Origin of the sequence: Pseudomonas sp. MYb60 (assembly GCF_002979555.1) — a bacterium.
GTDB lineage: Bacteria > Pseudomonadota > Gammaproteobacteria > Pseudomonadales > Pseudomonadaceae > Aquipseudomonas.
The window spans coordinates 93,832-117,867 of the sequence record NZ_PCOZ01000009.1; the positions used below are offsets into that span (position 1 = coordinate 93,832).

Here is a 24,036-nt window from a genome sequence, read left to right on the forward strand (position 1 = left end):
GCTATCTCAACCTGGTGGGGCGCCGAGTGTAACGCCTGCGCGGATGAACATGTCAGGCTCTGCCGCCTTCAGCTGTGCCAGGGTCAGTGGCTTGAACGACTTGTCCAGTTGCAGCTTGGCGAATTTCTGCGGCGTAAGCCCGCCGTCACGGAATAACTTGCCCCGAACCGGTCCGAGCGCGTGATCCTGGAAGCTCGCCGGCTGGGTTGCCAGCCACTCGTAATAATTCAGTCCGGCGTCAACCTGCGCCCCGCCGTTGTCGCCTACAGAGGCGCGCGTGGCGTCTTTTGCGAACAACTCCGAAAGCCTGGTGGTGGGCACTGTAGTTGACCGGCAGTTGATGTGCGCCGGCGGCAGCGGGCCTTTGCCAAGGTCGAAACGCATGCCGTCCAGGCCTTTGCATTGCTGCGAGGTCTTGCGATCAAGCGTCGACACCCAGCGGTAGCCCAACACCACGTCGCTATTCGCCTTCAACGTTTCCATCCGCGCCGTGGTGGCCACATGCTGGATTGCCGTCTGCACCACGGCGGCAGCGTTGCGGTTGCTTACCGCCAGGACGCCATCCGTGAAGTTCTGCGCCGCGGTGCCTCGAATCGCCTGGATGATCTGGGCGTTGGTCTGGCCCTGGCCGAAGCCGAGCCGGATAGTGTTCGTGACGCGCATCGTCTCGGTGCGTGTCCAGCCACTGACGAAGCTTTTGAGCAGCTTGCCGCCGTCGATCCCTTTCACCTGCAGCGGGTACGAGAACACCGCCGCCCGGATCACCGTGTTACTGGGCACCACTGCATCGATGGACAGCGCATTGCTCAGGCTGTTGGCCTCGAAGGTCGACTCATACAGCGCGATGTCGACCAGATCGGCCTGGACCACTTCGCCATAGGCCTTGTAGATGTCCAGCAGTTTGCCGTCCACCCGGGCCAGGAACTGCTCAAGGCGGTTACGGCTGTAGGTGGTCAGCTCCTTGCGGGTGAGTTGCTCCCGCACCAGCTTGTCGATCTGACGCAGGTACTTCTCAAACTTCTTGACCTCGCCGGCCTTAAGTCGCTCCAGCATTACCGAGTGACGGGTCGTCTGCTCCAGCAGTTGGCTGTCCGCCTGCGCCAGGTTTGTCGATGGCATCGTCTTTGTCCAGGTTGATGCCGGCCGACTCGCGCTCATCGCTGATCAGTTCGGCTTCTTCGTCGTAGGGGCGCTCCGGCAGCTTGCCGGTAGTGAGGTACTGCCAGTAGGTGTCGGCGCTGATCGTGCCAGCCATGACGCCCTTGAGCAGCTCGGCGAGTACCTGGGCGTCGACCTCTGGGGTCACGAACTCAGGGCTCACCTTGAACTTGACCTGCTTCGGGTCGTAACCCTTCCACTCGGCGGCGTATCGCAGGCCCTGCTCAACTGCCTCAGCCACTGTGATGACGATGCTATGCAGCGTGGCGTGCTGGTCGTTCTGGCGCGTCTTTCGCGCCTCGCCCGACTCGGTGCCGCCCACGTCCATGACCTTCGCACCGGCTTCAAGTGCGGCATTCTTCTGGTCATCCATGGCCTTGTGCACGGCTTCGATGCCGGCGCCCTGGAACTCCAGGTAGCCGCAGGAACCGGAAGGCCCAAGATCCCATGCCGCCGATGGGCCGGTGACGCTCAACTCCACCGCCTCATCTAGGCCAGAGACCCATGGCTGCGGGTGGCTGGTCTGATGCAGCGACGTGAAGTAGTCAGCGCTCAATTGGTAGGACTTCAACGCAGCGCGCGCCATGGTCAGCAGCGGCACCTCATCGACATCTGGAGAATTGTCGGTCGAGCCGCAATAGATCACCGGCAAATAAGGCAGGCCTTTGACCAGGCGGTTGTCCGTACCTGTTGTACCCAGCGGTCTCTCGTCCTCGACCAGCTCACCGCCTTCATTCCGCACTGCGGTGTAGCAAACATCGCCCAGCATGAAAAACTCACGAAACACCGTGTCGCAGTCATGGCTGTAGCGATCGCCGCCCTTCTTGCGGAATTCGCGGAATACCGAGAGAACCAGGTCCTGCCGCCCCCCTTGATCAGCGGTGTCCCAGTTGATCGCGTTGCGCGTGGCATACGTCGAGAAGTACGGCTCGCCGCTCTCGTCGATGTTCACCACCAGCGGGACCCGGCCGTGAGAAATGGCCTGGCGCACCATGCGGAAGAACAACTGCTTCAAGCCGAAGCCGTCCGCCGTGGCGTTATCCTCCAGCCCTTTCAGGCCGGTGGGCAGCTCAATTTCCGGTATCAACCGCGAGACCAAGCCCATCATCGAGCGCAGAGAGTCCCGCACCCAGTGCTCGTACTGAGCCCGGTTCGTGTAGTTCTCGTAGAGGTACTTGTTGCCGGCGGCGTCGAGCTTTTCGGCCTCAACCATACCGCTCGGTTTAGGCAGGTTGCGATCGTTGCGCTTCACGGCACATTCGCCTTCCAGCGCGGCGTCCATCATTTCCCACTCGACGATGTGCAAGTCGTAGTCGGGGTTTGTCGATTGCACTGGCATCAGGCCAAGCCTCCAATTCGGCGTGTTCCGCCTGTGCGTGTTTTGATCGGGTAGCGCTTGGCAATGAAGTAGCCGGCGGCGTCGTTCATGTGGTCATGACCTTTCTTCGGGTCTTTGTCCGGCTCACCCTTGTCGGTGTAGGTCTGTCGCTCAAGGCACAGCATTAGCTGTGGGCATTGATCGATGTTGACCTTCAGCCGGCGTTCACCGTAGGTGTTCAGGAACATGGCATTCACTGAGTTAACGCGGTCCTTAACGCCTGGATTCGTGGAGTCAACGACCACAGTGAACCCGGCCTTCTTCAGTAGCGACAGGTCGGACTCGCTCGCGTTTTTGCTGCTGGTGTTCTGTCCGCTGGCATCGGGATAGACCGCCACCGAGTGACCAGGGAACCGCGCCTGAATCTTCTCGATCATCTCCGGCGTGTCACGCACCCCGTGGAATTCATCCAATGCCATCGGCAGGTCATCCCGCACGACGTAGACCACGGACGCCATCTTCATGACGTTGAAGTCCATGCCGATGTGCAGCGCCTCACCTGGCTTGATTCGTTCGCTGGTGCGGCACTCAGTCCGATTGAACGTGTAGTAAACGACACCGGCATAGTTCTCGAACCCGGCCTCGTACTCTTGTCGGAAAGTCCGTGGGTCCATCTTGCGACGGGCAGCGTCAAGCTCTTCAGGAGGAACGTTGCCACCCTGCAATGACGTGTACTGCCAGCTCTTGTGATCAGGCTCGCCACCTGGCTTGCCGTCCAAGTACGTGTCGTAGCAGTGGTTGAAGCCTTTGGGTGTACCAATCCGCAGCGCATGGCCGCCCTTTCGCACCCCGATACCTGGAACCGTGTACTGACAGGTCGAGAGCATCGGCCGCAGCACTTCTTCCCATGCAGCCCACGGGCAGTCCGCCCATTCATCCACCAAGACGAAGAACAGACCGGAGCCGCGTAGGTTGTCGTAGTTGTCGAGCCCTACCACACGCATGACGTGACCGGACTTGAGCGTGATCGAGCATTCCGTCTCGTTCGGACGGTGAGCGCGCCATGCGTCGGGAATGGCCTGCTTCAGCCGACGCCAGAACACGCGCTTGGCCTGTTTGAAGGTCGGTGCGCCATACCAGATCTCATCCTCGACGCTCACACCCCACTCAGCAGCCAGTCTTGCCGCGCGGCGCATCTCAGCCTTGCCCAAGAACGTCTTGCCGAACCGACGGCCGCACACTGCATCACGGAAGCGGGCCTCAGGCTGAAAGCCCCAACAGTAAATGTTCGCCTGCTTGGGCGTCAGCTTGACCGGAGGATCAAAGGTGCGGGGAAGTCGGGACATACTCATCAGGCTCCAGCGTGTATTCAGCAACGGCGTGCTGCTGGTCCGCGTGGGAGCCAAGAGGTTTTTCAGGTTCAAGGCGGCGATTCACGTAGACGTCGCCCACTTCTTTCGCGGCCTGCTCATACAGCTGAGCGGTCAGCGCCAGGTTTCGCATGTTCTCGGCCTTTTCGGCCATCCGTCCCAAGCCCCGGAGTCGAAACGCACGGTTGGCGATTGGGATCTCGGCAGTCTCTTCGCGGAAGCGCTTGCGGGTGTCGCCGAACAAGGTCACCCACTTCACAGCAAGCCCTTTGCCCGCAGACTTGGTTGGGTCGTGCGTCTCCACCTGCTGGCGGCTCACCACAACCCCGTATTCGTTCTTGACGGCTTCCACCACCTGAGACGGTGTGTCAAAGCACGCCAGCGCCTGAACGATGAAGCTCTTCACCTCATTTTTCAGGACTGCCATAAATTCTCATCCGTCTAGAGCCTGTCAAGAATCAGGCCGATCTGAGCAGACAGGTTCCGCAGGCCCTCGCAATGTTCAATTTCCCCACCTCGGCAGGACTGTTTGCAGCATCCACCAACGCTTGAACGTCAGGGCTTGCACCGTAGCGGCGGACGACACCGACGAACTCTTCTACGTCGTGGCCGCGCATCTCAAGCTTGGGTGCGCCGTCCTTGGTGAAGGCTGGTTGGCCGTACTTATCGGTGGCGTGGGCGATGTGGTACAGCTCGTGCTCCACTAGGGCGCAGAAGTCGGTGTCGCTGCACTCGGCGCAGTAGTCAGCAGCCAGGGTGATGATGAAGGCCGGTACGTCGCCGAACCAATCACGCATCTGTTGCTCCATACGGGCTTTCTGCCAGCCACCGGCGCGGAACGCTACCTGTTCGGCCTGGCCCAGGACTGTGCGGCCCTGCTTGGCGAAGCTCGACGACGCCCACATGATCCGGATGTCTGCATCCAGCAGGTGGGCATGGTCTACATTGTGAATGCTGCCGGTGTCGGCAAGGATGCCGGCCTGGATCCATTCCCATACATCGGGAGCTGGAGTTAGGCGAATGCCGAAGTCGGATAGGTCGGACAGCTCAAGCAGTGACGATGGAGGGTATGGCCTATCCATGGATCACCTTGAGCTTGAAATAGTGGCGCGTTGCCGGTATTGATGGCGGCTTCCATAAGTAAGGAAGCTCACCTTCATGTCTTTTGCTCTTGTTCGCGCCGCTGCAACCTGCCTATTGGCAGCTACAACTCTCCTCGGATGCGCCTCTGCCCCGAAGGAAACCTGGACCAATAAAGGCCCATCCGAAATTGCCACAGAGCGTGGGCAAAGAGCCTGCTACGCAGACGCCAACATCATTGGCGGCGAACGGGTTTTCGGAATGCTATGCGCGGCACCAATCAATGGACTTCTTACTGATGGCGATCCAGTGATCATGGCTGGCCCCGCTTATCACCGCCTCTTCAAAGTGCGCCTAAGTGAGACGACAAAAGGGATTAATGTGCCGCTCGGCGACAAGACTGGGCTACTTCAATGCGACCCCCTCAAGACCCACGCCGATAAGTCAGCCCCTGAGACCGCCTGCAAAATCACCGTTGATGGGAAGATAGTCGTCAGCACAAAGATTACCTTCGCCGACAAATAATTAAGGCCGTGCCGCACTCACCTGCGGCCCCCCCCATCTCGCCAATCGACAGAGTTTCGACTAGCTACAAGTCACCCAGTCGAGAAAACAAAAAGGAGGCGCCATGTTAAGGAAACTTTTAGCAACGCTGTTCGGCCCCAAACCATCTAGTCGACCCGCTATTAATCGTCAGATCGCCACCGAAGCTCCGAACCAGCTCACTGAGTATTTTAGGAAAGAGATCGCGGCCTCTCCGCACATCAAGGAGTCGGGGAGGCTCGCAGTCCTGAACGACTTTCTTCACACAAAAAAACTTGCAGATGAAGAAGCACTTACTACTGAACAGAAACGTGCACTGGGCCTCAATGCCCGAATGAAAATTACTAAAGGGCATCTGGCCACCCTTACAGATGAAGGGCTTGCAATCGGGCCAAAGCCTGTACTGCATCGTCTCTACCTAAGAGCCACTCACAAACATTTGCGCAGGGAAGGCATCTCACGTATCAAATCTGCTGGCCTCAACAGCTATTCAGTCCTTAGCTGTGGGGATGAGCGCGATTGTGCTTGGTGTAAGTCTATGGATGGAAAGTCGGTAGCCGTGACACAAGATTTTGATGACTTGGCTGATCAGAGTTGCAGCTGTGAATACTGCCGCTGCACACTGATCGCAAAGATGAAGCGTTAACTCATACGGCACGCCCTGAGTTACGAGCTCACCATCCTAGCCGTTTCAGCATGTGCCTGTCCGTGGAGGATAGCCACGACGATGCCCTGGGGCAGGCCTGCTGATTTCGCGGCGTCCACAGCCTTAGCTATGGCGATATCCAGATCAGACAGGACCTTGTTGATGTCCTGGCTCATGGGCAATGCGTGACGCAGCCGGGTGATATTGCTCATCTGCAAAACCTCGCGCCACGATTTGGCGCATTCGAAAACGTGGCGCGGATTACGGCGCCTGCCGCTCTACCGCTCTACCGCTTCGTTGACCTTTTCGGCTGCCTTGCTTGCGGTGTAAGCGGCCTGGACGGCAGAGTTCGACGCCTCTTGCACCCTCACTGCGGCGTCCTGGGTCTTCTCGGCCAAACTGTTCAGGCGAACATCCCGCTTGCCCAGGGCAGCGTCGTAAGCGGCGCGCACCTCGGCAAGCTGCTTGGTCTGCTCGCTACTGGCGGACCACACACCAGCCTGGTAGCCAAGGATCAACCCGCCAGCAACCAACAGCAGCGCTATTACCCACACTTCGAATCGTCTCCACCAGTGGCGGGCGATGAAGTTGATTGCGCATCTCTCCATCACGCGATACCTCCAAGCTTGGTGCGCAGGCGGTGAATCTCTTCGCTCTGCTCTGTGACACGCTCGGTGAGCTGGCCCACCTGACTGGTGAGGGCTTCGATTTTTCCTTCCATGCGGCCTACTGCGGCGGCAAGGTCGTTGCGCTCCTTGGCGAACTGATCGGCTCGGGACTCAGCCTCTTTACGGGCGGCGCGCTCCTGGTTCAGAAGTTCGTTCAGCCGCTTCAGGGTGCCGATGTCGGCGCTATCCATTGCCCGGTCGGTTGCGTCCTTGGAGAGAAACCTGCGCAACCAAAGAAGGCCGCCCAGTACTACGGTGGCGCTACCGCCCAGCCAGGTAGCTGTGCCTGGGCCTAGGTCGGTAGGGTCCATTTAAAACTCCAAAAAAAAGCCCGCGTAAGCGGGCAATGGTCTAATTTAAATTGATCTTGAAATTACGCTGAGAGTCGAAATGCTGATCTAGTCATCGTCCGATTGACGGCCTCCAAAGTGGCGCGACCTTCAGAGGCCCGATCTTCTGATAGCTGAGTTCAGACAATGTTTTGATGTCTTTTATCGAAAACGTATGACCTACATTGCCCTCCACCAGCTGCGCTGTGACCGCCTTATCGCCATAAAACCCAAGGACTACCTCGCCCTTAATGCACCAGTAGTAAGTCTGTTCTTCCGCTGCCTTCGCCCCATAAGCAGAGATCATCCAGCCTAATATCAAAGCGATCACGATAACGAATGGCGTCACCTGCATAATTCGCCAAAATTTCTCATCACGGGTTTCCAAATGCTTTACAGCGTCTTCCTGTTCATTACCAAAGTCAGGTAGTAATGGCGGATTTTTAAAAACACAGAAGAGCACTGCAGCGAAACCAATGACCCCCCAAAATACTTTCCAGCTGGGGGTACTAACCAAATACACGAGCAAAAGAGACAACATACCAACTGAGTGCACCGCCGCATATGCTCGGTGAATGCCCTTCAGCCATAGGAATCTGAAAGCAAGAGCAATGACGGCGGCCATTGGCATTACCGCTGGATATACCTTCAGGATCACATCGGCGAAGCCAAACGACCCCAACTGCAGAAAATCAACTGGCGCGTTGAAATATCCTAATCTCCCGATTTCATACAGTGCAAGGACCCCATAGGAGAACGGGCCCAATACTGCAACCAGTGAGACTAAAGTGGTGAATGCCGATACTTCGAATTTTTTTGCGCTCACAAAAAAGCCCAACTTAGGCGGTTGGGCTCTTGGCTCACTCCTCAACACGCGCAGGAATGACAGGATGTAGATAATTTCGCTCATCCGCTCACTGATGTCAACAGGCAATCATGCCGCCCGCTCAATCAACAATCCCTCCCCGTCAAGAATCTCAGCAGCATGCGCCAGGGCTTCGTTCACTAGGTCATCAGCAGCCTTGCCAATGTCCTGGCGCCACCGGCGACGGGTAGATTCTGGCGTACCGTCGTTGTCCCAAGTGTTCATGTCGTAGAAGCTGTCCTTCAGCACGATCATGTCAGCAGATCGCGACTCATCCTTGCGAGCCTTCGACTTGCCAGCGGCCAGCGCTGCCTTCACTACCGCCTCACGGCGCCAGTCAGGTGTATCCAGCGGTATATCGACGGATACCGACGTGGCGACCTTGAGGCGCGCGCCCTTCAGCTGTGGCACTGCCCAGGCGGTGGTCGCCTTGAACAGAAACAGCTTCGGCGCCGGGGTACTAATTAGGGACTGTAGGGCCGATATAGCCTGAACCTTGCGCCCGCGGTGCGTGCTGTACTTCGCCACAAGCGCATCCCAGTGCTTGGGCTGGAGCGCACTGTGCAGGCGAGCTGATACCCAGCAATCAACCTGGGTGCGGTCGATTGTGTCGGCACCACGGGAGCGGACCAGTGTCGCCAGGTCGCCGCCCTCATCCTCGTCGGCAGAGTTGTACAGCTTCTGCCATGCCTGCTTGCTTGTGTTGTCGATGGCTTCGGCGGCCAGGGCCGAAACAACTGCGTTCAGTACGCCTGGATAGATCATGCTGCAGTCCTCTTGATTTCTTTGGTCATTGCCCGGTATTTGGCCTTGATGGCCTTGATCTCATCCACGGTGTACTTGCAAGGCGGGTGCAGGCCTTCCAGCCAGGCCACCTTCTCGGCGCCGATGCGCTGCACCAGGCGAATGCGGTATTGCACGGCATTGCCGGATAGGTTGCGGTTGCACTTCACGCATTGGCGGTGGATATTCAGCGGCTCGAATCGCAGCTCTGGGCAGGCGCCGACGGAGCGGTAATGACCTGCGTCCCAGCGGCTGCCGGTCATGAGGTCGCTGTCGTTCGGCGTCGAGTCGCAGCTGATGCATGGCAAGTGGGCGTCACGCAGGCGCACGTACTCGTTCACCGCCGCCTGGGCTTCCCGCAAATGATCCGCCCTGTTCTTCAGCTTCTCCTTGCGGACCTTGATGTCCTTGCGCTCGATATCGGCCAAGGCCTTACGTGCCCTCGGTGCATGCCTTGGGGCGTCGATCATTGCGCAGGCCGGGCTGCACACCGCCTGCCCCATGCGCGAAGGGACGAATGAGGCCCTGCACGTAGCGACGCGGCACTTCTTCGGCTTGGCCGGCTTCCGTTCGATGGTCATACCGCCTCCTTGGCTTTCTGCTGCTCTGAGGTGAAGTTGCCGCGGAGGGGCATCAACTTGTATTCGCAAATTGGCCCGCGCATGACGTGGGCCTTGCGGCGCGCCTCCAGTGGCTCGCCACCGACCTCGATAACCCAAATCTGGCTCCCAGTCGTATTCCGGTACTCAACCCCTTCCCAGAAATACACAGCTGGTGAACCGAGGCTTTCCACCAAGGAGACAGTTCTACCTACGTTCGCTTCACGTGCGCGGCGATCAACGATCATTGCCAGGTCGCCCGACTTGAAGTTATGGCTCATGCGGCCTCCTGGCTAAGCAGGTCAGAGAAGTACACGCCCTGCCCGGTGAAGTAGTTGACGATGCGATCGGTGTACTTAATGCCTTGGGATCGATTGAAGAGGCTTGTTACCGGCATCCCGTCAGGGCCGAACAGATTGCAGCCGCCCATCAGCGAAAGCTTCCGCTCGTACGTCAGGTGGCGCATAACCTGGTACCAGTCAGCTTGGAACCCGGCGTCCTCGTTCAGCAGGACCTGTACACCGAAGTGCAACTTGCAGTACCGGCGCGCATCTTCCGGCTCGCCGATCTGAGTCATCTCGGAGATGCGCTTGTACATCGCGAACCACAGGCGGTTCTGGTCCAGGGTGCGGTCCTTGCCCGGGCGAAGGCTCACAACCACAAAGTGCTTGTCCTCGAACATCTTGGACATGCGGGTGATGGCCTCGGTGAGCATGGAGCGGCAGTTGACGCTGATCTTGTCTGTCATTTGCGCGTCACCTTTTTCCAAAGCTGAGCCGCCGGATACAAAATTGGGTACGTCAGCGGCAGGGTTACGATCAGCAAAGCAGCGCCTAGGTCAACGATGGCGAACGCGAGGTCTCGGCAGTAGGACGGGAAGCCGGTGAAGGTCTTCTTGTACATCCTCAGAAATTCCTTCATGGCTGCTCTCCCTTGCCCATGACTGCGTCGACCGACCAGTCTTTGTGCTTAGCCCGAAGGCGGCTCAGTTCGCCAGCCAACTTTGCGCGGCTTGACGCAAGCGCCTCGTTCTCGGCCTTGAGCTGGTCGCGCTCGCCCTTGAGCTCAACAACCATCTCAAGCAACGCTTCGCCGTCGCTGTTCATGTCGGCGTCGAGCGCATTGCCAATCGCGCCCATATCCATGCAAGCGGCAAGAAGCATGCGCTGGTTGCGCTCGTTCTCTGCGATCAGGGCCAGGACCGCGCCGGGCCCACAGGCCGCAATGAACTCTGCATCCGGAATACTGAAATAAGGACGCTTGAAGCACTCAGCGGTGTACCACCGCCCCTCTCCAACTTCGCCACCCCAGTTCTTCGCCTCGGATGCTGCACGCTTCAGCTCGGTGTAGTCGGTCATGTCAGAAACCCTCCTTGCCGCGCTGCGATTCCCACTCGAACGGGATGACGATCACCCCGCCCTCCCGAAGTCGATCAATGCAACGATCGCCAATGGCGTCTGGTAGAGCCTTGCCGTCGAGGTTGGAGACAATCACCGTGGGGCGCATCTGCTCGTACCGGCCGTTGATGATTGCGAACAGCGTGGTCAGCTCGAAGTCGCTGGGCTTCTCCTTGCTGACGCCGATCTCGTCCAGAATGAGCAGCGAGGGGCTGATCAGGCTCGACAGGATCTGGCTTTCGCTCTGGTCGCTGGTGCGGTCGTAGGTCGCCCGGATGGCCTGCAGCACGGAGCCGATGGTGCGGTACACAGCAGTGGCGCTGGACCTGGCCATGATCTCGTTGGCGATCGCCACGGACAGGTGCGTCTTGCCGGTACCGGGCTTGCCCAGCAACAACAGGCAGCGGCCAGCCTCGGCGATCTGCTTGAACTCGGCGGCGTACCGGCGGCAGGTGTTGAGCGCCTTCCGCTGTTCGGCGGTTGTGGCGATGTACCCATCTAGGGTTTTACTGGCGAAACGCTTTGGAATCAGTGCGGCACCGAGCTTGCGCTCCATGGCCATGCGTAACTCCATCGCCTTGTTTGCCAGATCGGCAGCCTCGGTCTTCTCGCGTGCGAGACGGCTGCACTCAGGGCAGGCACTTTTCAACTCCTTGCCAAGCACCGGGAATACCTTTTGCTCGAAAGCACCGTGAAGCTCACAGTCTCCTGGCTGGATGCGAGTTCCTGGTGGGAGCTCAGGTGTGGATTGCTCTGCGGGCTCAGATCGCATAGGAACCGTCCTCCCGCTGGATCAGTCCGTCGGTGTAGTTGCGATCTGCGAAACCGGTGTGGCGAGATTGCGAAGCCGGAACCGGCGCGGATTCAGCTAGTCGCTTGATCACCCAGGACGCCTTGAAACCCTGCCAGCCCGAATTCAGCGCTTCGGTGATTGCAGCGTCAGCGGCGATCCCGGCCTCGGCGCACTTGGCCAGTTCGGCGTTAACGGTCGACCAGACAGTTGCGGTCACTGCGGCGCGCTTGGCCTTGCGCTGGGTCAGCCAGTCGGCCAGCAGTTGCTCGGGGATACTGTGCGGGTTGTCGGCCAGCAACTGCGCCATGCCGAACGGAGCCTTGCGATCAAGCTTCGCCAGTTCGGTTTTTGGTTGGGGCGGATTAATCTCTTTCGAAGAAAGAGTTAATAGGGGTTCTTTCTTTGTATAAAGAAGGGAAGTTGCCGTTTTGGTCTCACTCACATCAGGTCTCAGTGAGACGATTTGGGCTGAGTGAGACGTTTTGGTCTCAGTGAGATTGACTGGCTTTTCTTCGTAGAAGGACCACTCACGGGTTGGCGAAATGCCAATCTCACCGCGGCTACCACCAACGCGGTAAATGATCTTGCGCTCGAGCAAATGGCTGATCGCCTTCGAAGTAACGTCGCGTCGCATATTCGTCAGCTTGCCCAGGTCATCAGCAGTCAGGCGGCGAGTCTCAAGCTGAAAGCCGATCGTTTGACGGGCAATAGCCATTACGACGCGAAGCTCTCTGGCTGGCAGATCAACTGACGCCAAAGACTCCATCAAATTGTTGTCCATTCGGGTGAACCCCCGAGGGTTGTGTATCGGAACAATGTTTGGCATGATTTCTCTCGCTAACCGCTGTAGAAGAAGCCGACCTTGACCGTCGGCTTTTTTGTGTCTGGAATTCAGGCGATTGATTTCAGTGCTGGCTTGGCGTTGAGCAGTGCCTCAGCTTTCCGGCGCAACTCTCCAGCCTTCGCTTCAACCTGGCGGCATTGCTTGGCGAACGCTGGAAGGTGCGGCAGGTCCTGCTCGCACATCACCTGGTCGTCAAATACTTCGCTGCCGGTGTCGATGACATCGCCCAGTGCGCGGATCAGTGCACCGAAGCTCTTGTTGGCGCATTGGTCGCTGGTTATCTGGCGGGCGCCGGTCAAGCCGTGGCGGCTTGCCAGCTCGTTCAGGCAGTGATCTCGATATTCAGGCTCAAGGGCGCAGACCCATGACTCCTCCAGCCAGGACGGCATTTCTTGATCGCCGTTCAGCCACCGCTGTACACGCTTGAGCCAACGGCTAGTCGCCTTCAAGAACTCGCCGACTTCGCCTGTCAGTTCCGGCGAGTTGAAATCCGGCACTTCCTTCTTCTTGGCGCGATCTGGTATCGACAGGTGCAGTTCGCGGCTCAGCGCCTGGGCGAAGTCGTCCTGGCTCAAGCTGGTGCGGGCGATCTGGTTTTGAGCATGAGCGACCAGCACCTGATCACGGGTTTGTACGGTGTGTCTGGAACTGGACGTTTGCATGGGGACTGCTCTCTTCTAATCTGGCGTCAATGGAGCGGAGGACAGGGGTTTCAGGCTGCCGTCTTCTTCGGATGGGCCTCTGAAAGAAGCCAAGAAGGCTCGAATGGCTTGCCATTCGCAGAAGCTAGGGCGGCGATTCTTTCTGCGTACCGTGTCTCTCCGGTGTATTCGGTACGGGGCAAGCATTCAGCTGTGAGCCACTTGTAAACGGCACGAGGCGTCTTGCCGCATGCCAGGGCAACCACCGGAACGCCGCCGGCATCATCAATTGATTTTTTAAGCGGGCTCATGTGGCCTCCAGGCGAAATATGAACTTGCAGTACATATTATGTCGGAACTGAAAGTACATGCAAGCGCATGAGATATTGAACCTATGGTTCAGATAGAAGATATTCGCGCTGCCTTTGTTGCGCGCCTGAAAAAATCCTTGGCCGCCCGCGGAATCGATCTGTGGGGCGCAGGCGCTCGCTTAGCCGAAATAACCAAGGTCACCCCGAAAGCATCCAGCAAATGGCTTAATGGCGAGTCAATGCCAGGCCCTGCGAAAATGCAGGCTATTGCGCAGGCACTTGATGTCAAAGTCGAGTGGTTGCAGCACGGATCTGGCGAGGGGCCTGATGCTTCTTTTGCCCCTGGCATTGATATTCCTGCTGATGAGTCTTCAGCGGAAGCCCCATTATTGTCGGCGGCAGACATGGTTCGGCAGATGTTGGCGACGAAAGGCAAGAGCCTTTCGGAGGACGCCCGCGCCAGATTGCTGGCAGCTGCAGAGCAAAGCGACTCAGGAAATGTTATCCATGTCGACTTCTCCCGCCCAGGCCAGGTCGGCGACGAGGTGTGGATTGCGCACTACGACGTGCGTGCGGCGATGGGCGGCGGGCAGATCCCGCACGAATACCCGGAAATGCTTCAGGACGTACGAGTCAGCCCGAAGCACCTGCGCGACCTGGGCGTCACCTTCAAAGAACACTTCCACCTCAAGATGATCACCGGCTGGGGTCAGTCGATGGCGCCGACGATCAAGGATCGCGACCCGTTGCTCGTCGACATTACGATCAGGGAGTTCACCGGGGATGGCATCTATCTCTTCTCCCACGATGACATGCTGTACGTGAAGCGCCTGCAGAAGAAAGGCAAAGACCGCTTCAAGATGATTTCGGACAACAAGCACCACGATCCCGAGGACATCCGGGTGGATGACACGCACATCCTTGCTCGAGTGCTTTACGTGTGGAACGGACAACCGGTGTGACGCTATGTCCCTGACCAAACCTAACCAAGAGCTACGCCGCAACCTGAAAAATGCTGCCGCACTCCTTGAAGATGCAGCGCAAGCCTTGTTTGCGAAGGCTAAGAAGCTCCCCGACGCAGAATTCCTTTCAGAGATGGAGAGAATCGGAAAGCTCAACGAGTGCATTGACACGCTTGAGGCGTATGCAAAGGAAGTGAAAGCTGGGCGTATCAATCGCGATGTGGAACAACGCAAATGACAGCATGGCGAGAGCAAAGCTTCTGGAGCAAGTATTGGGTCTGGGCCTGGCTGGCGTTCATGACCGTCTTTATCGCCTGCACTGGCGCGTTCTGGCTGAGTGATGGTTCATCTAATCGCAAGCGAGTCTTCAGCCCCGGCTTCGTTGTACTCTGTGCCATCGTGGCTGTGGTTGAGCTGATAGCGCTGAACCACTTCTATGGGGAGCGTAGGTAAATGGCAGATCTCATGGAAAAGCTCGACGGCCCCAGGACCGCCCAGCAGGAACTGTTCTACGACCTTGAAGACGCCTCGGCAGTAATCGCCTGGTCGGTAAGCGAGCTGACCGCTATCGCGGGGGTCGAAAGATCACAGGATGAAGCAATCGCCCTGATGAAGATGTGTGCCCTGCTCGCTGTTCAGCAAGCAAAGCTCGCCGGGTATGCGGATGAGGTTAGGGATCAGCGCATCACCAGGGCGAAACCGGAATAGTAGTTTTCTTTTAATGTATGCGAGCGCAGCCCATTGCGGATGCCAAAGGAATGCAGATGCGGAGCATTGCGTGAATGGCACAGCCTTCAAAAATATCCTATGAAGAAGCAATAGCTGGCCTTGAAGTAGAAAAGCATTGGGTTGCTGGCGACTCCATCGAGTGGGTTCAAACGTCAGTCAAGCAGTGGCCTTCAAGCTTCAAATTCCGAACCGCGCTTCTAGTCGGCAATGTGCGACCAGAGGGGCTATTCCTGCAACTCGACTACAAACCAAGCCTAATTCAGGATGTGCCGGACAAGCTTTACATGACCCTGCTTGTCAATAACGCACGCGTCTTCGGGATAGATGAGAACGGATCATCGAATCATGTGAATAAGGTCGGTATCGGGAAGGAGTTTTTCATGCAGAAAATTTCCCATCCGCACATCCATTTGCCGGTTCCTGAGGCTTCATACGGTTACATCGAGCCCCTTGAAGCGCAGCCCGTCTCAAGCTTGTGGCAGGTATTCCTAAGTCGTGCCAATATCATTGGCGCACCACCTATAAATCTTCCGACGGAAAACGATGAGCCACAAATGAGGTTGATATGAACTGCACACATATTACCGAGGCCTTCGGTCTAGCGTGTACGCATATCAATAGCGGCCTCGTTTACCTTGAAAGCCCTATCTCCCTATCCTTCGACGGCACCTTGATCGGGGCGTACGTTCAGGACATTGGTCAAGGTCGAGTTCGCATCACCGACAACGCAGATACGCTGTTCCACGCGATGACTATGGGTGTGAGCCCAAATGCAAATAAGGCCGCAAAACTGGCCAACATTGCTGCGGACTGTCACATAGCACTATCCGAAAGCGGTGAGTTGCATGCGTCGTGCGCCGAGAAAGATGTGCCGTACTATATGGCTCGTTTTATCGAAGCGGCGAGCCAGATCAGCCAAGCTTGCGATGCTTGGCGACCTGCCCCCATATCTAAATTTGAGAAGATTGTTTCGAAGGCTCTTCGCGCCGGTTTTCCAAAGCGCGTAAGAAGGGACTATGAGGTTCAGGGCGCGAGCGGCCACAACCTTAAGTTCCAGTTCGCGCTTGACGTCGAGTCCGGCAACCCGCAGATCATTCAAACCGTAAGTGCTCAGGATGACAAACCGCACTGGCTATCCGTCTACAGCACCCTGGGGAAAATGGTTGATCTTAAGAATGCCGCGCCACAAGCAAGACGCCTGGTGATTCTTGAGTCGGCCAACCCTCAGGACGTTGGCAAGGCAGCTTCTGCACTGGCAGAAAGCGCAAGCGTTCTGGTTTTCAAGACCGCGTCTCAGCTTATAGAAGATATAAGGTCGCTCGCGGCCTAACTTTGAAAGCCCGGCCCAGAGCCGGGCTTCTAGTATCTGGTGCCCCCCCTAAGGGCGAATTAGCCCCGGTCCTAGACATGCGTATGGGCGTAAGCCATGGATAGTGTCAGACTGCCATAGCGATCAACCGTATATGCTATAGACTCACACAATGGCTCATAGCCATATATCTGACGACGCCTCTGGACTCCACCTGTGAAAGGGAAATCATGAAATTTTTTCTGCTAATTCCGGCGCTGTTTTCATTTGCGGTATCGGCAACTGAGACACCTACTCCGCCGGGGCCAAATCCCATGCAATTTACGGGGCGGTTTTTTACGCTTGCGGCAAACGACCCGCAGGGGCAGATCAAATCTCCTGCAAAAATTGGATACACCGTATTGGTTCTTGATGAGCAGATCACCGTTCGAACCGATATCGGAAATTTGGTCACTGCAGATCGTGTACAGTTCGCGTTAGATGACGGAGATAGCTTGCCGAACGGAGCCAGAGTGAAGCTTGAGTGTGGCTTCGTCATGGGGGCAGAAACTCAGCACCACTTCGAACCGCTGTTTTGTGGCCAAAGCAAGTTGACTGTCTTGCGATAGAAGTCACGCGCGCGCCCCCATTCGTCCGCTGACCGAAATGATCAGTTCTAGGGTGGGGGACGGTCGGCCAGAGCGTCGTGCGTATGAAGTACGGCTTTACTAGGTAGAAGCCCTAGGAATCGGCTAATACTCCCCCTATCACGGTCCCGTACCTCGCAACTGAGCGGGCTTCTTTTTTCTGGCAAGCCCTGCTCTGCTAAGGTGGCCACCTCTGACCGCAATGGAAGCTTCGAAGAATGGATTCATGGAAGGCTCTGACAATCGCTTTGCTGGCATCGGTCAGCACTCAAGCCGTATCAGGTGATGGCGCCAACCCTATCGCTGCCGCGATATTTATCACAATTTCCTCGCCAACCATTTTAATTGGGGCGACCACATCCCTCACGACCGAGCCACCAAAGGTTTTCAAATCTGCCAAGACCGACGCTCTGGCGTTCATTGGGTCGGATGGGGAGATTCGCGGCGCACAGTTTGAGCAGGCTTCTAGGTACTACCGCTCTACCGGCGTACCGCCGCTGATGTCAGACACCCAGCTAGCCAGGGCAATCGCGACCTCCCTCTGATAACGACTTGCTAGCCCTCAACCGGGCAGGTCTACTTGTGACTGCCCTACCCTGGTCCTCCCATGCACTCGGCCCTCCCGATCGCGGCCATGCGTTGTCTGCGCTTTATCCGTCCATACCACCGCCGAGCTTCTTGCATCTAGCGACTTGAAATTCTCTGTATGAATTCTGGCGCATCACCGCCTTGCCATCGAGTGGATTGCAGTCCCAAACTGACAGGCCAGTTCGTCAAGGAGATTCAAGTTTTGGAAAATGGAATTGTGTGGGCAGTCCTGGCGATCCCACCAATCATTTCGATCGCTGCTTTTTACTTAGTGAGCCGTACCACCTACGGAATTCAAGATAGAGGCATTGCAAGGTATCGTAAGAAGCTGCGGATGATAGGGAGAGTCTCAGCTGGGTTCAGCACATTGGGACTTTTGGTTTGTGCTATCTATCTGATCATGCAAAATCAGTAGCCGACTATCATTTTGCACGCACGGAAGCGCTCCATGAATGAAATTGGATTACGACTCAAAACCGAACGTCTCAGACTCAGGATGTCTCAGCGCGCGTTTGGTGAGGTTGGCGGTGTACTCGGAAATGCTCAGGCTAACTACGAGCGCGGGGAACGTAGCCCTACAGCCTATTACTTAGTCCGCCTCATCAAAATTGGCGTAGACATCAGCTACATCCTTACCGGAACCCGCTCTATATTGTTCCATGCTGATGATGACGTTGATGCACTGCAATTCAATGCGAACTTCGCCAAGCTTACGAAAAATCAAAGAAAAATCATCTCGGACCTGGTCGAGTCAATGACCTAGAAAGCGAAACTTAAGCCACGTCTCACAGAATCTGCCGCGTGCAGACTTTTTACTATTTCTTCCAAGCTTGTCTTCATCGACAACTGAAAAGTTAGTAATCCTGACGCCCGCCATTTGCGGGCTTTTTCATGCCCGTCAGAACGGCGCCGCCTCTTCTTCCTGCTCAAACTCGACCTCTCCCCTCCCCGCTACCTCGACTTCCTGCTGCTCCCACCTGACCGTCACGCTGCCGTCGTCGTTGAGCGTCAGCTCCAGCTCGTCAGTATCAGCGATCACACCTAGCACCTCTTCCCACTCACGATCTCCATCAGTGTCTAGGCGATGGATATTCACCCAGCGCTGAAGCTGCGCGATCGGGTGGTTGATCATCTCTGATACCCGCAGCGCGAGGCGCTCCATGCCGCTCATTTCATGCTGTGCTGCCATTGCCGCCTGCTTCTTTGCCATGAAATTCCCTCCTGATCAATATGCTGTATATCCGTCCAGTACTTGCGAAGCATAGCGAACCATTAGTTCACGGTAAATCCCCTTTCGAATCAGAAGCGGCTTTCAGGGAATTGCATACCACGTGAAAAAATATGTACTTTTGGTACTTGACTGAATATGAACCTGTAGTTCATATTTCACCCATCGCAGCGACTTACGAGGGACTGCGAAGGGCCTACGCCCGAAGCTCTTTAACAGCACGGGAACCTCGCAGATCGATCCCCAGTAATGGGCACAGGGCGAGCAATAAATTCGATCTCCACGCCAGCTCTGGAACTGGCCGTGCTCACCAGATGTGAGTACGCGAAACCACGCAAGCCGGTCGGCGAAGAACACCGTTCACGAAATGTGTGACGCCGACTAGAGATATGAATCCGGCGATGCGCGTGGTGGAGATGAAACACCGAATTCAAGAATTAGCGGGCCCGATAGCTTCGGCTGGGACCGCCGGACCTCATGCACCCTGCCCACATAACCGGGCAAACGAGCTGCAGCGTGCATGTTGTAGGGACCTGTGATCCAAGGCGAACAGATGCTGATCGACGCCATGGGGAGGAAGCTCACCGCCAACCAATGAAGACGACCGGCCAGCCCTGCAATCAGCAGCGGGCAACGGGCCACACCGCTGACGCAACAAACCCAGGCCGTCGCCAGTAGCGGGCCTGGGGCCCATTCCCCACCTCTATTACGTCAGCACTCCTTCCCCGCGCCCATCAGCAACCAGCGGGAGGCATGAGTGTTGACGAATACAGGTGAACAGCACGCCTCTGGAGGCGACCATGAACGCAGCATTGAAAATATGCCAGGAGCGTTACGACGCTCAGTTGCCCCCAGAGGTCAGCGAGAGCGACGAGGTGACGGACTGGCTTGAGCATTCGACGGAGCGCCTGGTGTGCGGCGTCGACATCAAGTGGAAGCGCCGCTACGGCCAGACGCAGGTGGTGACGTTCGACCGGTTCTGCACGGTCCTCCAAGGCCACCTGAACCAGCGCCAGATAGACGGCCTGGACCAGCGCGATTCGTTTGCCCGCCTGTTGCTGTCGGCGATGCTCGGCAGCCAGAGCGATGCCAGGGCCCACGCCGCAGACCTGCTGGGCCAGCAGCGCCCTATTGAGGCGGTCGAGAAGATCGCTGTAGCGCTGCTGCGGCCGTATGCCGAAGACGCTGTAGCAGCGGAACGGGAAGAGCGCGAAGACGACGTGGATGCCGATGTATGAGCCCGCACATCCTGATCGATGAGGCGTTGGATGCACTGGAGCATCCCAGTAGCGAGCCCGGCGCCCAAGCCGTCGTTGTGCGGATGATCACAAACATGCTCACCGGCGACGCAATCACCGTCGACGAATTCAACCACTACTGCCAGCGCCTGCTGAAAATCACCAGGCACCGCAAGGAGGCTGCATGACCACTGCACCGGTTAAATCACTGGTCGACGAGCAGCTCGACGACATCGAGCGCCGCATTGCGATCTTGGGCTTCGGCCTTCCCTTCAACGAGTTGATCGGCCGCAAGCGTGAAGAGCTGGTGCGGGATCTGCCGCAGCGCCTGGCGCCGACCATGAAGGGTCGCCGCATTGCGGTAAGGGTTCGTCCTTGACCGCTCGCCAGCGCGCCCGCCGCATGCTCATCTGGCGCGGCGCCTTCCCTGTTCTCGCCCTCCTCACCTTCCTGATGTTGCTCAGCGCCTTCGCTGATCGAATCACTCTATAACCAACACCTTCAACCGCTGCGAGCATCGCGGCAAGGATTCCCCATGTCTGCAGAACAGCAACTGGCGATCCTGCCAGCTAAAGAAGTAGCCCTGGCAGTATTCAGCGCCCCCAACGGCCTCGACCCATACCTACAAAGCGTCCGGGAAGAAATCGACAAGTTCAACGCCTCGACACCTGACGTTAAAACCAAAAAGGGCCAAGACGCGTATCGCTCGATTGCTTACAGCCTGGCGGGATCAAAAACGAAACTCGACAGCCTGGGCAAAGAGCTTGTTGCAGAGCTGAAGGATGTACCGAAGAAGATCGACGCCGAGCGCAAGCGCGTTCGTGAGCTGCTGAGCGCTTGGCAAGAGGAGGTTCGTAAGCCGCTGACTGACTGGGAAGCCGCAGAGCAGGCTCGCAAGGATCGGCACGTCGATGCCGTACAGGCAATTGCGGATTTTGCCTTGGATCTGTCGGACGTCACCGCCGCGGTACTGCTTGAGTCTATCGCCTCGGTTGAGGCGGTGAAGATGGGCGAGCACTGGGAGGAGTTCGAGGCTGATGCTGCCCGCACCAAGGATCAGGTTCTGGACAAGTTGCGCTCCACCCTCGCCGCCCGCCAGAAATATGAAACCGAACAGGCGGAACTGGTCAGGCTGCGCGCCGAAACAGAAGCGCAGGCCAAGCGCGAGCGTGACGCCCAAATCGCCCGGGAAGCAGAGGAGCGCGCCCGCCGCGAAGCCGAGCAGCGTGCACAGGCAGAACGTGATGCCGCAGCCAAGCGTGAAGCCGAAGCAAAAGTCGACGCTGATCGCCGCGAGCTGGAGTTGAAGCTGGCTGCTGAGCAATCGGAGCGCGCCGCCGCCCAGGCAGCGCGGGACAAAATCGAGTCGGAGCAGCGCGCCGCACAACAGAAGATCGAAGACGAGCAGCGACATAAGCAGGCGATGGCTCAGGCCGAAGCTGATCGAGTCGCTGCTGAGCAGCGTGCAGAACAAGAGCGCATTGACTCGGAGCGCCGCCAAGCTGAAGCCGCTGAGCGAGCGAGACTCGCAGAGATCGCACGGGCAAATGCCGCTGCCGACGAGATCAACCGCCAAGCCGCCGCGCGGGAAGCGGACAAGGCGCACAAAGCAAAGATCAACCGCGCCGCGCTGGACGCATTTATCGCCGGCGGTATGCCCGTGGGATGCGCGAAACAGGCAGTCACCTTGATTGCTCGGCGCAAAATTCCAGCCATAGCCATCACTTACTGAGGTCGTCATGAACGAGATCATTCAAATGCCGGCACGCGAAAGTGCCGGCCTTACTGCCGCCGAGGTTCACCGCTTCTCGGCCGTCGAGATTCGCCAGCGCGTTAACCTGGTGCAGGAAGTGATGCAGGGCATCATGAAGCGTGAAACGCACTACGGCACCATCCCTGGAACCCAGAAACCAACCCTGTACAAGCCGGGTGCAGAGGTGCTCTGTGTGACCTTCCGGGTTGCGCAGGAATACCGAATTGAAGATCTATCCGGCCCAGGCGTAGCACGCTACCGGGTCACTTGTGTTGGTCGTCACCAGATGACCGGTGTTGCTCTCGGCGAAGGCGTCGGCGAATGCTCGTCCAGCGAAGAGAAGTACAAGTGGCGCGGCGTCATCTGCAAAGCGGAATTGGACGCCACCCCAGAGAATCTGCGCCGGAAGAAATATTACAAAAACGGCAATACCGCCGATCAGATCCGCACCGAACCAGCAGACCTGGCCAACACCATCCTCAAGATGGCCTGCAAGCGGGCCATGATCGCCATGACGCTCAACGTCACTGCGGCATCGGACATCTTCACGCAGGACATCGAAGATCTACCCGAGGAGCTGCGGCCACAGGAGCAGTCTCAGGCTCAGGCGCAAAGCCAGAAAGCCGCACCAGTCCCCCATGACCCTGCCCTGTCCGCTCACTGGATTACCCAGGCCGAAGCTGCCATCACGCCCGACGCACTGACAGAAGTTTGGAAGGCCGGGGTGGCTGTCATCAATGACGCCAAAGACACAACAGCCTACGACCTGTTCAAGGCCGCAGTGGTGGCGTGCGGAGTGAAGCTCAAGGCCACCGAAGAGGCCAAGCCGGAAAGCGGGGACGTCGCAGATCAGCAGCCCGAGCCAACAGTCGACGAAGAAGTTGAATTTGAGGAGACTCCAGAATGATCATTGTGAATTGCGCGCAGGGCTCTGAAGAGTGGCACCAGGAGCGAGCAGGCGTTATCACAGCCAGCATGTTTGGCGATGCGCGAGCGAAGCTCAAGTCAGGACCGAACAAGGGCGAACCAACCGCCAAGGCTCAGGATTATGCATTCCGACTGGCTGTGGAGCGGATCAGCGGCAAGCCCCTTGATGGCGGCTTTGAGACCTGGCAAATGCGCCGCGGGCATGAACTTGAACCACAGGCTCGCATGGAGCATGAAGCTCAAACCGGCTTGATTGTCACTCAAGTCGGACTTGTAAAAACCGACGACGGCGCATTTGGCGCCAGTGCAGATGGCTTCATCGGCGAAGATGGCGGCTCGGAGTACAAGTGCTTCCTCGCCCCTGAAAAACTTCGGTCGTTTCACATCGACAATGACGCCAGCGAGATCATGGACCAGGTACAGGGGTGCATGTGGATCACCGGTCGCAAGTGGTGGCACATCGGGATGTACTGTCCAGCCCTTGAATCGGTCGGACGCCAGTTGTGGTGGCAGGAATTTAAGCGCGACGACAACTACATCGACAAGCTTGAAGAGGAACTTTGGGAGTTCAAGCTTCTGGTGGACGGATATGAGGAGAAACTGCGGAGTAAAGCAGCATGATCAGCAACCACCTCAGCATGGTCGAGCAGCAGCGCCGGCACGCCGATTCAATATCAGAGCGTACCGCGTTGTTCCTGGCCGCAGGCGGGACGATCGTCCAGGGCGAAAGCCCTGCCATCAACCCGCCGCCACCGAAGCGCTCGGCCAAGATCGATCCAGAAACCATCCTCAAGCGCCGCAAGCCGGCTATCACAGCGGCAGAACGTAAGGCGCTGCGCAAACTTGCGGAGGCGTTATGAGCAAGAAGCGTAAGCCCCACAACCTACAGGCACGCATTGCCCGGTCGTGCCGCTCGCTTCTGGCATCCAACCATGTCGCAGTGGTGAACATCGACCCCAGTGGCCGCCAGGGCATGATCAATTACAAGTCGCTCAAGAACATTGCGCCGGGGAAGATCGGCCAGGCCGTCTGCGGCATTCCACACCGGTGGACGATCTACCTCAGCACGCTTTGCATCGACGCCCGCGGCGACCGCTATAGCAAGTCGGTGGAGGTGGCACCCGATGGCGTCTACCTCTCCGACCACCTGGAAGACGTGATCGAGCACTACTACAAGCAGCTGCGCGAGTCGGCCAATCAAAGCCAGATGGTGGCTTCCGGCTGGATCGCCATTCCCGAGGTGATGTCGCTGGATGAGGCACACGCCGCGCGGATCTTCGAAGCGGTCGGCGCATGGCGCCAGGTGAAGGTTGACTCATGCGCCGCATAGC

General features: G+C 57.6%; 39 protein-coding genes. 19 read left to right on the forward strand and 20 right to left on the reverse strand.

The window, feature by feature from the left end; genetic code table 11:
- Window positions 1–6: 6 nt before the first annotated feature.
- The 5 genes from CQ041_RS17205 to CQ041_RS17225 are packed head-to-tail and all read right to left on the reverse strand — an operon-like array spanning window position 7 to window position 4,928.
- On the reverse strand, window positions 7–1,119 hold the full coding sequence (locus CQ041_RS17205; RefSeq protein WP_177429394.1) for a minor capsid protein: 1,113 nt from the start codon (window positions 1,117–1,119) through the stop codon (window positions 7–9).
- Window positions 1,037–2,497, reverse strand: a complete 1,461-nt coding sequence (locus CQ041_RS17210) for a DUF4055 domain-containing protein (RefSeq protein WP_105523592.1) — start codon at window positions 2,495–2,497, stop codon at window positions 1,037–1,039. Before CQ041_RS17210 ends, CQ041_RS17205 begins: the two co-directional genes overlap by 83 nt.
- A complete protein-coding gene (locus CQ041_RS17215) occupies window positions 2,497–3,828 on the reverse strand; it encodes a terminase (RefSeq protein WP_256586810.1) in 1,332 nt (443 codons plus the stop codon). Before CQ041_RS17215 ends, CQ041_RS17210 begins: the two co-directional genes overlap by 1 nt.
- Window positions 3,797–4,273 (reverse strand): DUF2280 domain-containing protein, encoded by a 477-nt coding sequence (locus CQ041_RS17220; protein ID WP_105523594.1) that lies wholly within the window; start codon window positions 4,271–4,273, stop codon window positions 3,797–3,799. The genes CQ041_RS17215 and CQ041_RS17220 overlap by 32 nt, the downstream gene beginning before the upstream one ends.
- 31 nt (window positions 4,274–4,304) lie before the next feature.
- The gene (locus CQ041_RS17225; protein WP_105523595.1) at window positions 4,305–4,928 is read right to left on the reverse strand and encodes a putative metallopeptidase; all 624 of its coding nucleotides are present in this window, start codon (window positions 4,926–4,928) and stop codon (window positions 4,305–4,307) included.
- Window positions 4,929–5,004: 76 nt separating this feature from the next.
- On the opposite strand from CQ041_RS17225, the gene CQ041_RS17230 reads away from it, so the two are divergent.
- The gene (locus CQ041_RS17230; RefSeq protein WP_105523596.1) at window positions 5,005–5,451 is read left to right on the forward strand and encodes a hypothetical protein; all 447 of its coding nucleotides are present in this window, start codon (window positions 5,005–5,007) and stop codon (window positions 5,449–5,451) included.
- 103 nt (window positions 5,452–5,554) lie between these two features.
- The gene (locus CQ041_RS26215) at window positions 5,555–6,115 is read left to right on the forward strand and encodes a hypothetical protein (RefSeq protein ID WP_146116072.1); all 561 of its coding nucleotides are present in this window, start codon (window positions 5,555–5,557) and stop codon (window positions 6,113–6,115) included.
- 20 nt (window positions 6,116–6,135) lie between these two features.
- On the opposite strand, the gene CQ041_RS17240 is transcribed toward CQ041_RS26215, so the two are convergent.
- The 14 genes from CQ041_RS17240 to CQ041_RS17300 all read right to left on the reverse strand — a co-directional run bounded on the left by CQ041_RS17240 (window position 6,136) and on the right by CQ041_RS17300 (window position 13,345).
- The gene (locus CQ041_RS17240; RefSeq protein WP_105523598.1) at window positions 6,136–6,327 is read right to left on the reverse strand and encodes a hypothetical protein; all 192 of its coding nucleotides are present in this window, start codon (window positions 6,325–6,327) and stop codon (window positions 6,136–6,138) included.
- Window positions 6,328–6,393: 66 nt separating this feature from the next.
- Window positions 6,394–6,723, reverse strand: a complete 330-nt coding sequence (locus tag CQ041_RS17245; protein WP_105523599.1) for a hypothetical protein — start codon at window positions 6,721–6,723, stop codon at window positions 6,394–6,396.
- Window positions 6,723–7,094 carry a chemotaxis protein gene (locus CQ041_RS17250; RefSeq protein WP_105523600.1) on the reverse strand — a complete coding sequence of 124 codons (372 nt, stop codon included), beginning with the start codon at window positions 7,092–7,094 and terminating at the stop codon, window positions 6,723–6,725. Before CQ041_RS17250 ends, CQ041_RS17245 begins: the two co-directional genes overlap by 1 nt.
- A 91-nt stretch (window positions 7,095–7,185) precedes the next feature.
- Window positions 7,186–8,022: a hypothetical protein gene (locus CQ041_RS17255; RefSeq protein ID WP_146116073.1), complete on the reverse strand. Its 837-nt coding sequence runs from the start codon at window positions 8,020–8,022 to the stop codon at window positions 7,186–7,188.
- A gap of 24 nt (window positions 8,023–8,046) precedes the next feature.
- The gene (locus CQ041_RS17260) at window positions 8,047–8,742 is read right to left on the reverse strand and encodes a hypothetical protein (RefSeq protein ID WP_105523602.1); all 696 of its coding nucleotides are present in this window, start codon (window positions 8,740–8,742) and stop codon (window positions 8,047–8,049) included.
- Window positions 8,739–9,341, reverse strand: a complete 603-nt coding sequence (locus CQ041_RS17265) for a recombination protein NinG (protein ID WP_105523603.1) — start codon at window positions 9,339–9,341, stop codon at window positions 8,739–8,741. Before CQ041_RS17265 ends, CQ041_RS17260 begins: the two co-directional genes overlap by 4 nt.
- Window positions 9,338–9,640: a hypothetical protein gene (locus CQ041_RS17270; RefSeq protein ID WP_105523604.1), complete on the reverse strand. Its 303-nt coding sequence runs from the start codon at window positions 9,638–9,640 to the stop codon at window positions 9,338–9,340. Before CQ041_RS17270 ends, CQ041_RS17265 begins: the two co-directional genes overlap by 4 nt.
- Window positions 9,637–10,107 carry a hypothetical protein gene (locus tag CQ041_RS17275; RefSeq protein ID WP_105523605.1) on the reverse strand — a complete coding sequence of 157 codons (471 nt, stop codon included), beginning with the start codon at window positions 10,105–10,107 and terminating at the stop codon, window positions 9,637–9,639. Before CQ041_RS17275 ends, CQ041_RS17270 begins: the two co-directional genes overlap by 4 nt.
- Window positions 10,104–10,280 (reverse strand): hypothetical protein, encoded by a 177-nt coding sequence (locus tag CQ041_RS26305; RefSeq protein WP_156088630.1) that lies wholly within the window; start codon window positions 10,278–10,280, stop codon window positions 10,104–10,106. Before CQ041_RS26305 ends, CQ041_RS17275 begins: the two co-directional genes overlap by 4 nt.
- Entirely contained in the window at window positions 10,277–10,717 is a 441-nt protein-coding gene (locus CQ041_RS17280; protein ID WP_105523606.1) for a cell division protein ZapB, read from the reverse strand. Before CQ041_RS17280 ends, CQ041_RS26305 begins: the two co-directional genes overlap by 4 nt.
- Before the next feature lies 1 nt (window position 10,718).
- Window positions 10,719–11,528 (reverse strand): ATP-binding protein, encoded by an 810-nt coding sequence (locus CQ041_RS17285; RefSeq protein WP_105523607.1) that lies wholly within the window; start codon window positions 11,526–11,528, stop codon window positions 10,719–10,721.
- Complete coding sequence (locus CQ041_RS17290; RefSeq protein ID WP_371923022.1) at window positions 11,518–12,330, reverse strand: replication protein; 813 nt, start codon at window positions 12,328–12,330, stop codon at window positions 11,518–11,520. The genes CQ041_RS17285 and CQ041_RS17290 overlap by 11 nt, the downstream gene beginning before the upstream one ends.
- Window positions 12,331–12,440: 110 nt before the next feature.
- Window positions 12,441–13,055: a hypothetical protein gene (locus tag CQ041_RS17295; RefSeq protein ID WP_105523609.1), complete on the reverse strand. Its 615-nt coding sequence runs from the start codon at window positions 13,053–13,055 to the stop codon at window positions 12,441–12,443.
- Between the two features lie 50 nt (window positions 13,056–13,105).
- Window positions 13,106–13,345, reverse strand: a complete 240-nt coding sequence (locus CQ041_RS17300; protein ID WP_105523610.1) for a hypothetical protein — start codon at window positions 13,343–13,345, stop codon at window positions 13,106–13,108.
- Window positions 13,346–13,428: 83 nt separating this feature from the next.
- Here CQ041_RS17300 and CQ041_RS17305 point away from each other — a divergent pair, with 83 nt between their 5' ends.
- From CQ041_RS17305 to CQ041_RS17350, 9 genes are all read left to right on the forward strand, one after another.
- On the forward strand, window positions 13,429–14,307 hold the full coding sequence (locus tag CQ041_RS17305; RefSeq protein ID WP_105523611.1) for a LexA family transcriptional regulator: 879 nt from the start codon (window positions 13,429–13,431) through the stop codon (window positions 14,305–14,307).
- 4 nt (window positions 14,308–14,311) lie between these two features.
- Entirely contained in the window at window positions 14,312–14,545 is a 234-nt protein-coding gene (locus CQ041_RS17310) for a hypothetical protein (protein WP_105523612.1), read from the forward strand.
- Window positions 14,542–14,760, forward strand: coding sequence for a hypothetical protein (locus CQ041_RS17315; protein ID WP_105523613.1), 219 nt, complete (start codon window positions 14,542–14,544; stop codon window positions 14,758–14,760). Before CQ041_RS17310 ends, CQ041_RS17315 begins: the two co-directional genes overlap by 4 nt.
- On the forward strand, window positions 14,761–15,015 hold the full coding sequence (locus tag CQ041_RS17320; protein WP_105523614.1) for a hypothetical protein: 255 nt from the start codon (window positions 14,761–14,763) through the stop codon (window positions 15,013–15,015).
- A 74-nt stretch (window positions 15,016–15,089) separates the two neighbouring features.
- The gene (locus CQ041_RS17325) at window positions 15,090–15,605 is read left to right on the forward strand and encodes a hypothetical protein (RefSeq protein WP_105523615.1); all 516 of its coding nucleotides are present in this window, start codon (window positions 15,090–15,092) and stop codon (window positions 15,603–15,605) included.
- Window positions 15,602–16,366, forward strand: a complete 765-nt coding sequence (locus CQ041_RS17330) for a DUF1828 domain-containing protein (protein WP_105523616.1) — start codon at window positions 15,602–15,604, stop codon at window positions 16,364–16,366. Before CQ041_RS17325 ends, CQ041_RS17330 begins: the two co-directional genes overlap by 4 nt.
- Window positions 16,367–16,575: 209 nt before the next feature.
- Window positions 16,576–16,953, forward strand: coding sequence for a hypothetical protein (locus CQ041_RS17335; RefSeq protein ID WP_146116074.1), 378 nt, complete (start codon window positions 16,576–16,578; stop codon window positions 16,951–16,953).
- 236 nt (window positions 16,954–17,189) lie between these two features.
- Window positions 17,190–17,516: a DUF2388 domain-containing protein gene (locus CQ041_RS17340; protein ID WP_105523618.1), complete on the forward strand. Its 327-nt coding sequence runs from the start codon at window positions 17,190–17,192 to the stop codon at window positions 17,514–17,516.
- Window positions 17,517–18,007: 491 nt separating this feature from the next.
- Window positions 18,008–18,322: a helix-turn-helix domain-containing protein gene (locus CQ041_RS17350; protein WP_105523619.1), complete on the forward strand. Its 315-nt coding sequence runs from the start codon at window positions 18,008–18,010 to the stop codon at window positions 18,320–18,322.
- A 135-nt stretch (window positions 18,323–18,457) separates the two neighbouring features.
- On the opposite strand, the gene CQ041_RS17355 is transcribed toward CQ041_RS17350, so the two are convergent.
- Window positions 18,458–18,769 carry a DUF1654 domain-containing protein gene (locus CQ041_RS17355; RefSeq protein ID WP_105523620.1) on the reverse strand — a complete coding sequence of 104 codons (312 nt, stop codon included), beginning with the start codon at window positions 18,767–18,769 and terminating at the stop codon, window positions 18,458–18,460.
- Between the two features lie 818 nt (window positions 18,770–19,587).
- Here CQ041_RS17355 and CQ041_RS17360 point away from each other — a divergent pair.
- The 8 genes from CQ041_RS17360 (at window position 19,588) to CQ041_RS17395 (ending at window position 24,035) form a co-directional block, all read left to right on the forward strand.
- Window positions 19,588–20,025, forward strand: coding sequence for a hypothetical protein (locus tag CQ041_RS17360; RefSeq protein WP_105523621.1), 438 nt, complete (start codon window positions 19,588–19,590; stop codon window positions 20,023–20,025).
- On the forward strand, window positions 20,022–20,213 hold the full coding sequence (locus CQ041_RS17365; RefSeq protein ID WP_105523622.1) for a hypothetical protein: 192 nt from the start codon (window positions 20,022–20,024) through the stop codon (window positions 20,211–20,213). The genes CQ041_RS17360 and CQ041_RS17365 overlap by 4 nt, the downstream gene beginning before the upstream one ends.
- Entirely contained in the window at window positions 20,210–20,404 is a 195-nt protein-coding gene (locus tag CQ041_RS17370; RefSeq protein ID WP_105523623.1) for a hypothetical protein, read from the forward strand. Before CQ041_RS17365 ends, CQ041_RS17370 begins: the two co-directional genes overlap by 4 nt.
- Before the next feature lie 156 nt (window positions 20,405–20,560).
- On the forward strand, window positions 20,561–21,757 hold the full coding sequence (locus tag CQ041_RS17375; RefSeq protein ID WP_105523624.1) for a hypothetical protein: 1,197 nt from the start codon (window positions 20,561–20,563) through the stop codon (window positions 21,755–21,757).
- A 7-nt stretch (window positions 21,758–21,764) separates the two neighbouring features.
- Window positions 21,765–22,685, forward strand: coding sequence for a hypothetical protein (locus CQ041_RS17380; RefSeq protein WP_105523625.1), 921 nt, complete (start codon window positions 21,765–21,767; stop codon window positions 22,683–22,685).
- Entirely contained in the window at window positions 22,682–23,326 is a 645-nt protein-coding gene (locus tag CQ041_RS17385; protein WP_057712091.1) for a lambda exonuclease family protein, read from the forward strand. Before CQ041_RS17380 ends, CQ041_RS17385 begins: the two co-directional genes overlap by 4 nt.
- On the forward strand, window positions 23,323–23,565 hold the full coding sequence (locus CQ041_RS17390; protein WP_105523626.1) for a hypothetical protein: 243 nt from the start codon (window positions 23,323–23,325) through the stop codon (window positions 23,563–23,565). Before CQ041_RS17385 ends, CQ041_RS17390 begins: the two co-directional genes overlap by 4 nt.
- Window positions 23,562–24,035, forward strand: a complete 474-nt coding sequence (locus CQ041_RS17395; protein ID WP_105523627.1) for a hypothetical protein — start codon at window positions 23,562–23,564, stop codon at window positions 24,033–24,035. The genes CQ041_RS17390 and CQ041_RS17395 overlap by 4 nt, the downstream gene beginning before the upstream one ends.
- The last annotated feature ends 1 nt before the right edge of the window (window position 24,036 follow it).

What these genes read in the sequence shown, in the direction of transcription:
- CQ041_RS17315 (WP_105523613.1), top strand. Translation starts at nt 14,542, where the DNA reads ATGACAGCATGGCGAGAGCAAAGCTTCTGGAGCAAGTATTGGGTCTGG.
- CQ041_RS17295 (WP_105523609.1), bottom strand. Translation starts at nt 13,055, where the DNA reads ATGCAAACGTCCAGTTCCAGACACACCGTACAAACCCGTGATCAGGTG.
- CQ041_RS17225 (WP_105523595.1), bottom strand. Translation starts at nt 4,928, where the DNA reads ATGGATAGGCCATACCCTCCATCGTCACTGCTTGAGCTGTCCGACCTA.
- CQ041_RS17285 (WP_105523607.1), bottom strand. Translation starts at nt 11,528, where the DNA reads ATGCGATCTGAGCCCGCAGAGCAATCCACACCTGAGCTCCCACCAGGA.
- CQ041_RS17320 (WP_105523614.1), top strand. Translation starts at nt 14,761, where the DNA reads ATGGCAGATCTCATGGAAAAGCTCGACGGCCCCAGGACCGCCCAGCAG.
- CQ041_RS17220 (WP_105523594.1), bottom strand. Translation starts at nt 4,273, where the DNA reads ATGGCAGTCCTGAAAAATGAGGTGAAGAGCTTCATCGTTCAGGCGCTG.
- CQ041_RS17205 (WP_177429394.1), bottom strand. Translation starts at nt 1,119, where the DNA reads ATGCCATCGACAAACCTGGCGCAGGCGGACAGCCAACTGCTGGAGCAG.
- CQ041_RS17330 (WP_105523616.1), top strand. Translation starts at nt 15,602, where the DNA reads ATGAACTGCACACATATTACCGAGGCCTTCGGTCTAGCGTGTACGCAT.
- CQ041_RS26215 (WP_146116072.1), top strand. Translation starts at nt 5,555, where the DNA reads ATGTTAAGGAAACTTTTAGCAACGCTGTTCGGCCCCAAACCATCTAGT.
- CQ041_RS17290 (WP_371923022.1), bottom strand. Translation starts at nt 12,330, where the DNA reads ATGGACAACAATTTGATGGAGTCTTTGGCGTCAGTTGATCTGCCAGCC.
- CQ041_RS17210 (WP_105523592.1), bottom strand. Translation starts at nt 2,497, where the DNA reads ATGCCAGTGCAATCGACAAACCCCGACTACGACTTGCACATCGTCGAG.
- CQ041_RS17325 (WP_105523615.1), top strand. Translation starts at nt 15,090, where the DNA reads ATGGCACAGCCTTCAAAAATATCCTATGAAGAAGCAATAGCTGGCCTT.
- CQ041_RS17240 (WP_105523598.1), bottom strand. Translation starts at nt 6,327, where the DNA reads ATGAGCAATATCACCCGGCTGCGTCACGCATTGCCCATGAGCCAGGAC.
- CQ041_RS17385 (WP_057712091.1), top strand. Translation starts at nt 22,682, where the DNA reads ATGATCATTGTGAATTGCGCGCAGGGCTCTGAAGAGTGGCACCAGGAG.
- CQ041_RS17265 (WP_105523603.1), bottom strand. Translation starts at nt 9,341, where the DNA reads ATGACCATCGAACGGAAGCCGGCCAAGCCGAAGAAGTGCCGCGTCGCT.
- CQ041_RS17390 (WP_105523626.1), top strand. Translation starts at nt 23,323, where the DNA reads ATGATCAGCAACCACCTCAGCATGGTCGAGCAGCAGCGCCGGCACGCC.
- CQ041_RS17255 (WP_146116073.1), bottom strand. Translation starts at nt 8,022, where the DNA reads ATGAGCGAAATTATCTACATCCTGTCATTCCTGCGCGTGTTGAGGAGT.
- CQ041_RS17360 (WP_105523621.1), top strand. Translation starts at nt 19,588, where the DNA reads ATGAACGCAGCATTGAAAATATGCCAGGAGCGTTACGACGCTCAGTTG.
- CQ041_RS17245 (WP_105523599.1), bottom strand. Translation starts at nt 6,723, where the DNA reads ATGGAGAGATGCGCAATCAACTTCATCGCCCGCCACTGGTGGAGACGA.
- CQ041_RS17310 (WP_105523612.1), top strand. Translation starts at nt 14,312, where the DNA reads ATGTCCCTGACCAAACCTAACCAAGAGCTACGCCGCAACCTGAAAAAT.
- CQ041_RS17270 (WP_105523604.1), bottom strand. Translation starts at nt 9,640, where the DNA reads ATGAGCCATAACTTCAAGTCGGGCGACCTGGCAATGATCGTTGATCGC.
- CQ041_RS17395 (WP_105523627.1), top strand. Translation starts at nt 23,562, where the DNA reads ATGAGCAAGAAGCGTAAGCCCCACAACCTACAGGCACGCATTGCCCGG.
- CQ041_RS17250 (WP_105523600.1), bottom strand. Translation starts at nt 7,094, where the DNA reads ATGGACCCTACCGACCTAGGCCCAGGCACAGCTACCTGGCTGGGCGGT.
- CQ041_RS17375 (WP_105523624.1), top strand. Translation starts at nt 20,561, where the DNA reads ATGTCTGCAGAACAGCAACTGGCGATCCTGCCAGCTAAAGAAGTAGCC.
- CQ041_RS17355 (WP_105523620.1), bottom strand. Translation starts at nt 18,769, where the DNA reads ATGGCAAAGAAGCAGGCGGCAATGGCAGCACAGCATGAAATGAGCGGC.
- CQ041_RS17215 (WP_256586810.1), bottom strand. Translation starts at nt 3,828, where the DNA reads ATGAGTATGTCCCGACTTCCCCGCACCTTTGATCCTCCGGTCAAGCTG.
- CQ041_RS17380 (WP_105523625.1), top strand. Translation starts at nt 21,765, where the DNA reads ATGAACGAGATCATTCAAATGCCGGCACGCGAAAGTGCCGGCCTTACT.
- CQ041_RS17260 (WP_105523602.1), bottom strand. Translation starts at nt 8,742, where the DNA reads ATGATCTATCCAGGCGTACTGAACGCAGTTGTTTCGGCCCTGGCCGCC.
- CQ041_RS17335 (WP_146116074.1), top strand. Translation starts at nt 16,576, where the DNA reads ATGAAATTTTTTCTGCTAATTCCGGCGCTGTTTTCATTTGCGGTATCG.
- CQ041_RS17365 (WP_105523622.1), top strand. Translation starts at nt 20,022, where the DNA reads ATGAGCCCGCACATCCTGATCGATGAGGCGTTGGATGCACTGGAGCAT.
- CQ041_RS17340 (WP_105523618.1), top strand. Translation starts at nt 17,190, where the DNA reads ATGGATTCATGGAAGGCTCTGACAATCGCTTTGCTGGCATCGGTCAGC.
- CQ041_RS26305 (WP_156088630.1), bottom strand. Translation starts at nt 10,280, where the DNA reads ATGAAGGAATTTCTGAGGATGTACAAGAAGACCTTCACCGGCTTCCCG.
- CQ041_RS17275 (WP_105523605.1), bottom strand. Translation starts at nt 10,107, where the DNA reads ATGACAGACAAGATCAGCGTCAACTGCCGCTCCATGCTCACCGAGGCC.
- CQ041_RS17280 (WP_105523606.1), bottom strand. Translation starts at nt 10,717, where the DNA reads ATGACCGACTACACCGAGCTGAAGCGTGCAGCATCCGAGGCGAAGAAC.
- CQ041_RS17305 (WP_105523611.1), top strand. Translation starts at nt 13,429, where the DNA reads ATGGTTCAGATAGAAGATATTCGCGCTGCCTTTGTTGCGCGCCTGAAA.
- CQ041_RS17350 (WP_105523619.1), top strand. Translation starts at nt 18,008, where the DNA reads ATGAATGAAATTGGATTACGACTCAAAACCGAACGTCTCAGACTCAGG.
- CQ041_RS17370 (WP_105523623.1), top strand. Translation starts at nt 20,210, where the DNA reads ATGACCACTGCACCGGTTAAATCACTGGTCGACGAGCAGCTCGACGAC.
- CQ041_RS17230 (WP_105523596.1), top strand. Translation starts at nt 5,005, where the DNA reads ATGTCTTTTGCTCTTGTTCGCGCCGCTGCAACCTGCCTATTGGCAGCT.
- CQ041_RS17300 (WP_105523610.1), bottom strand. Translation starts at nt 13,345, where the DNA reads ATGAGCCCGCTTAAAAAATCAATTGATGATGCCGGCGGCGTTCCGGTG.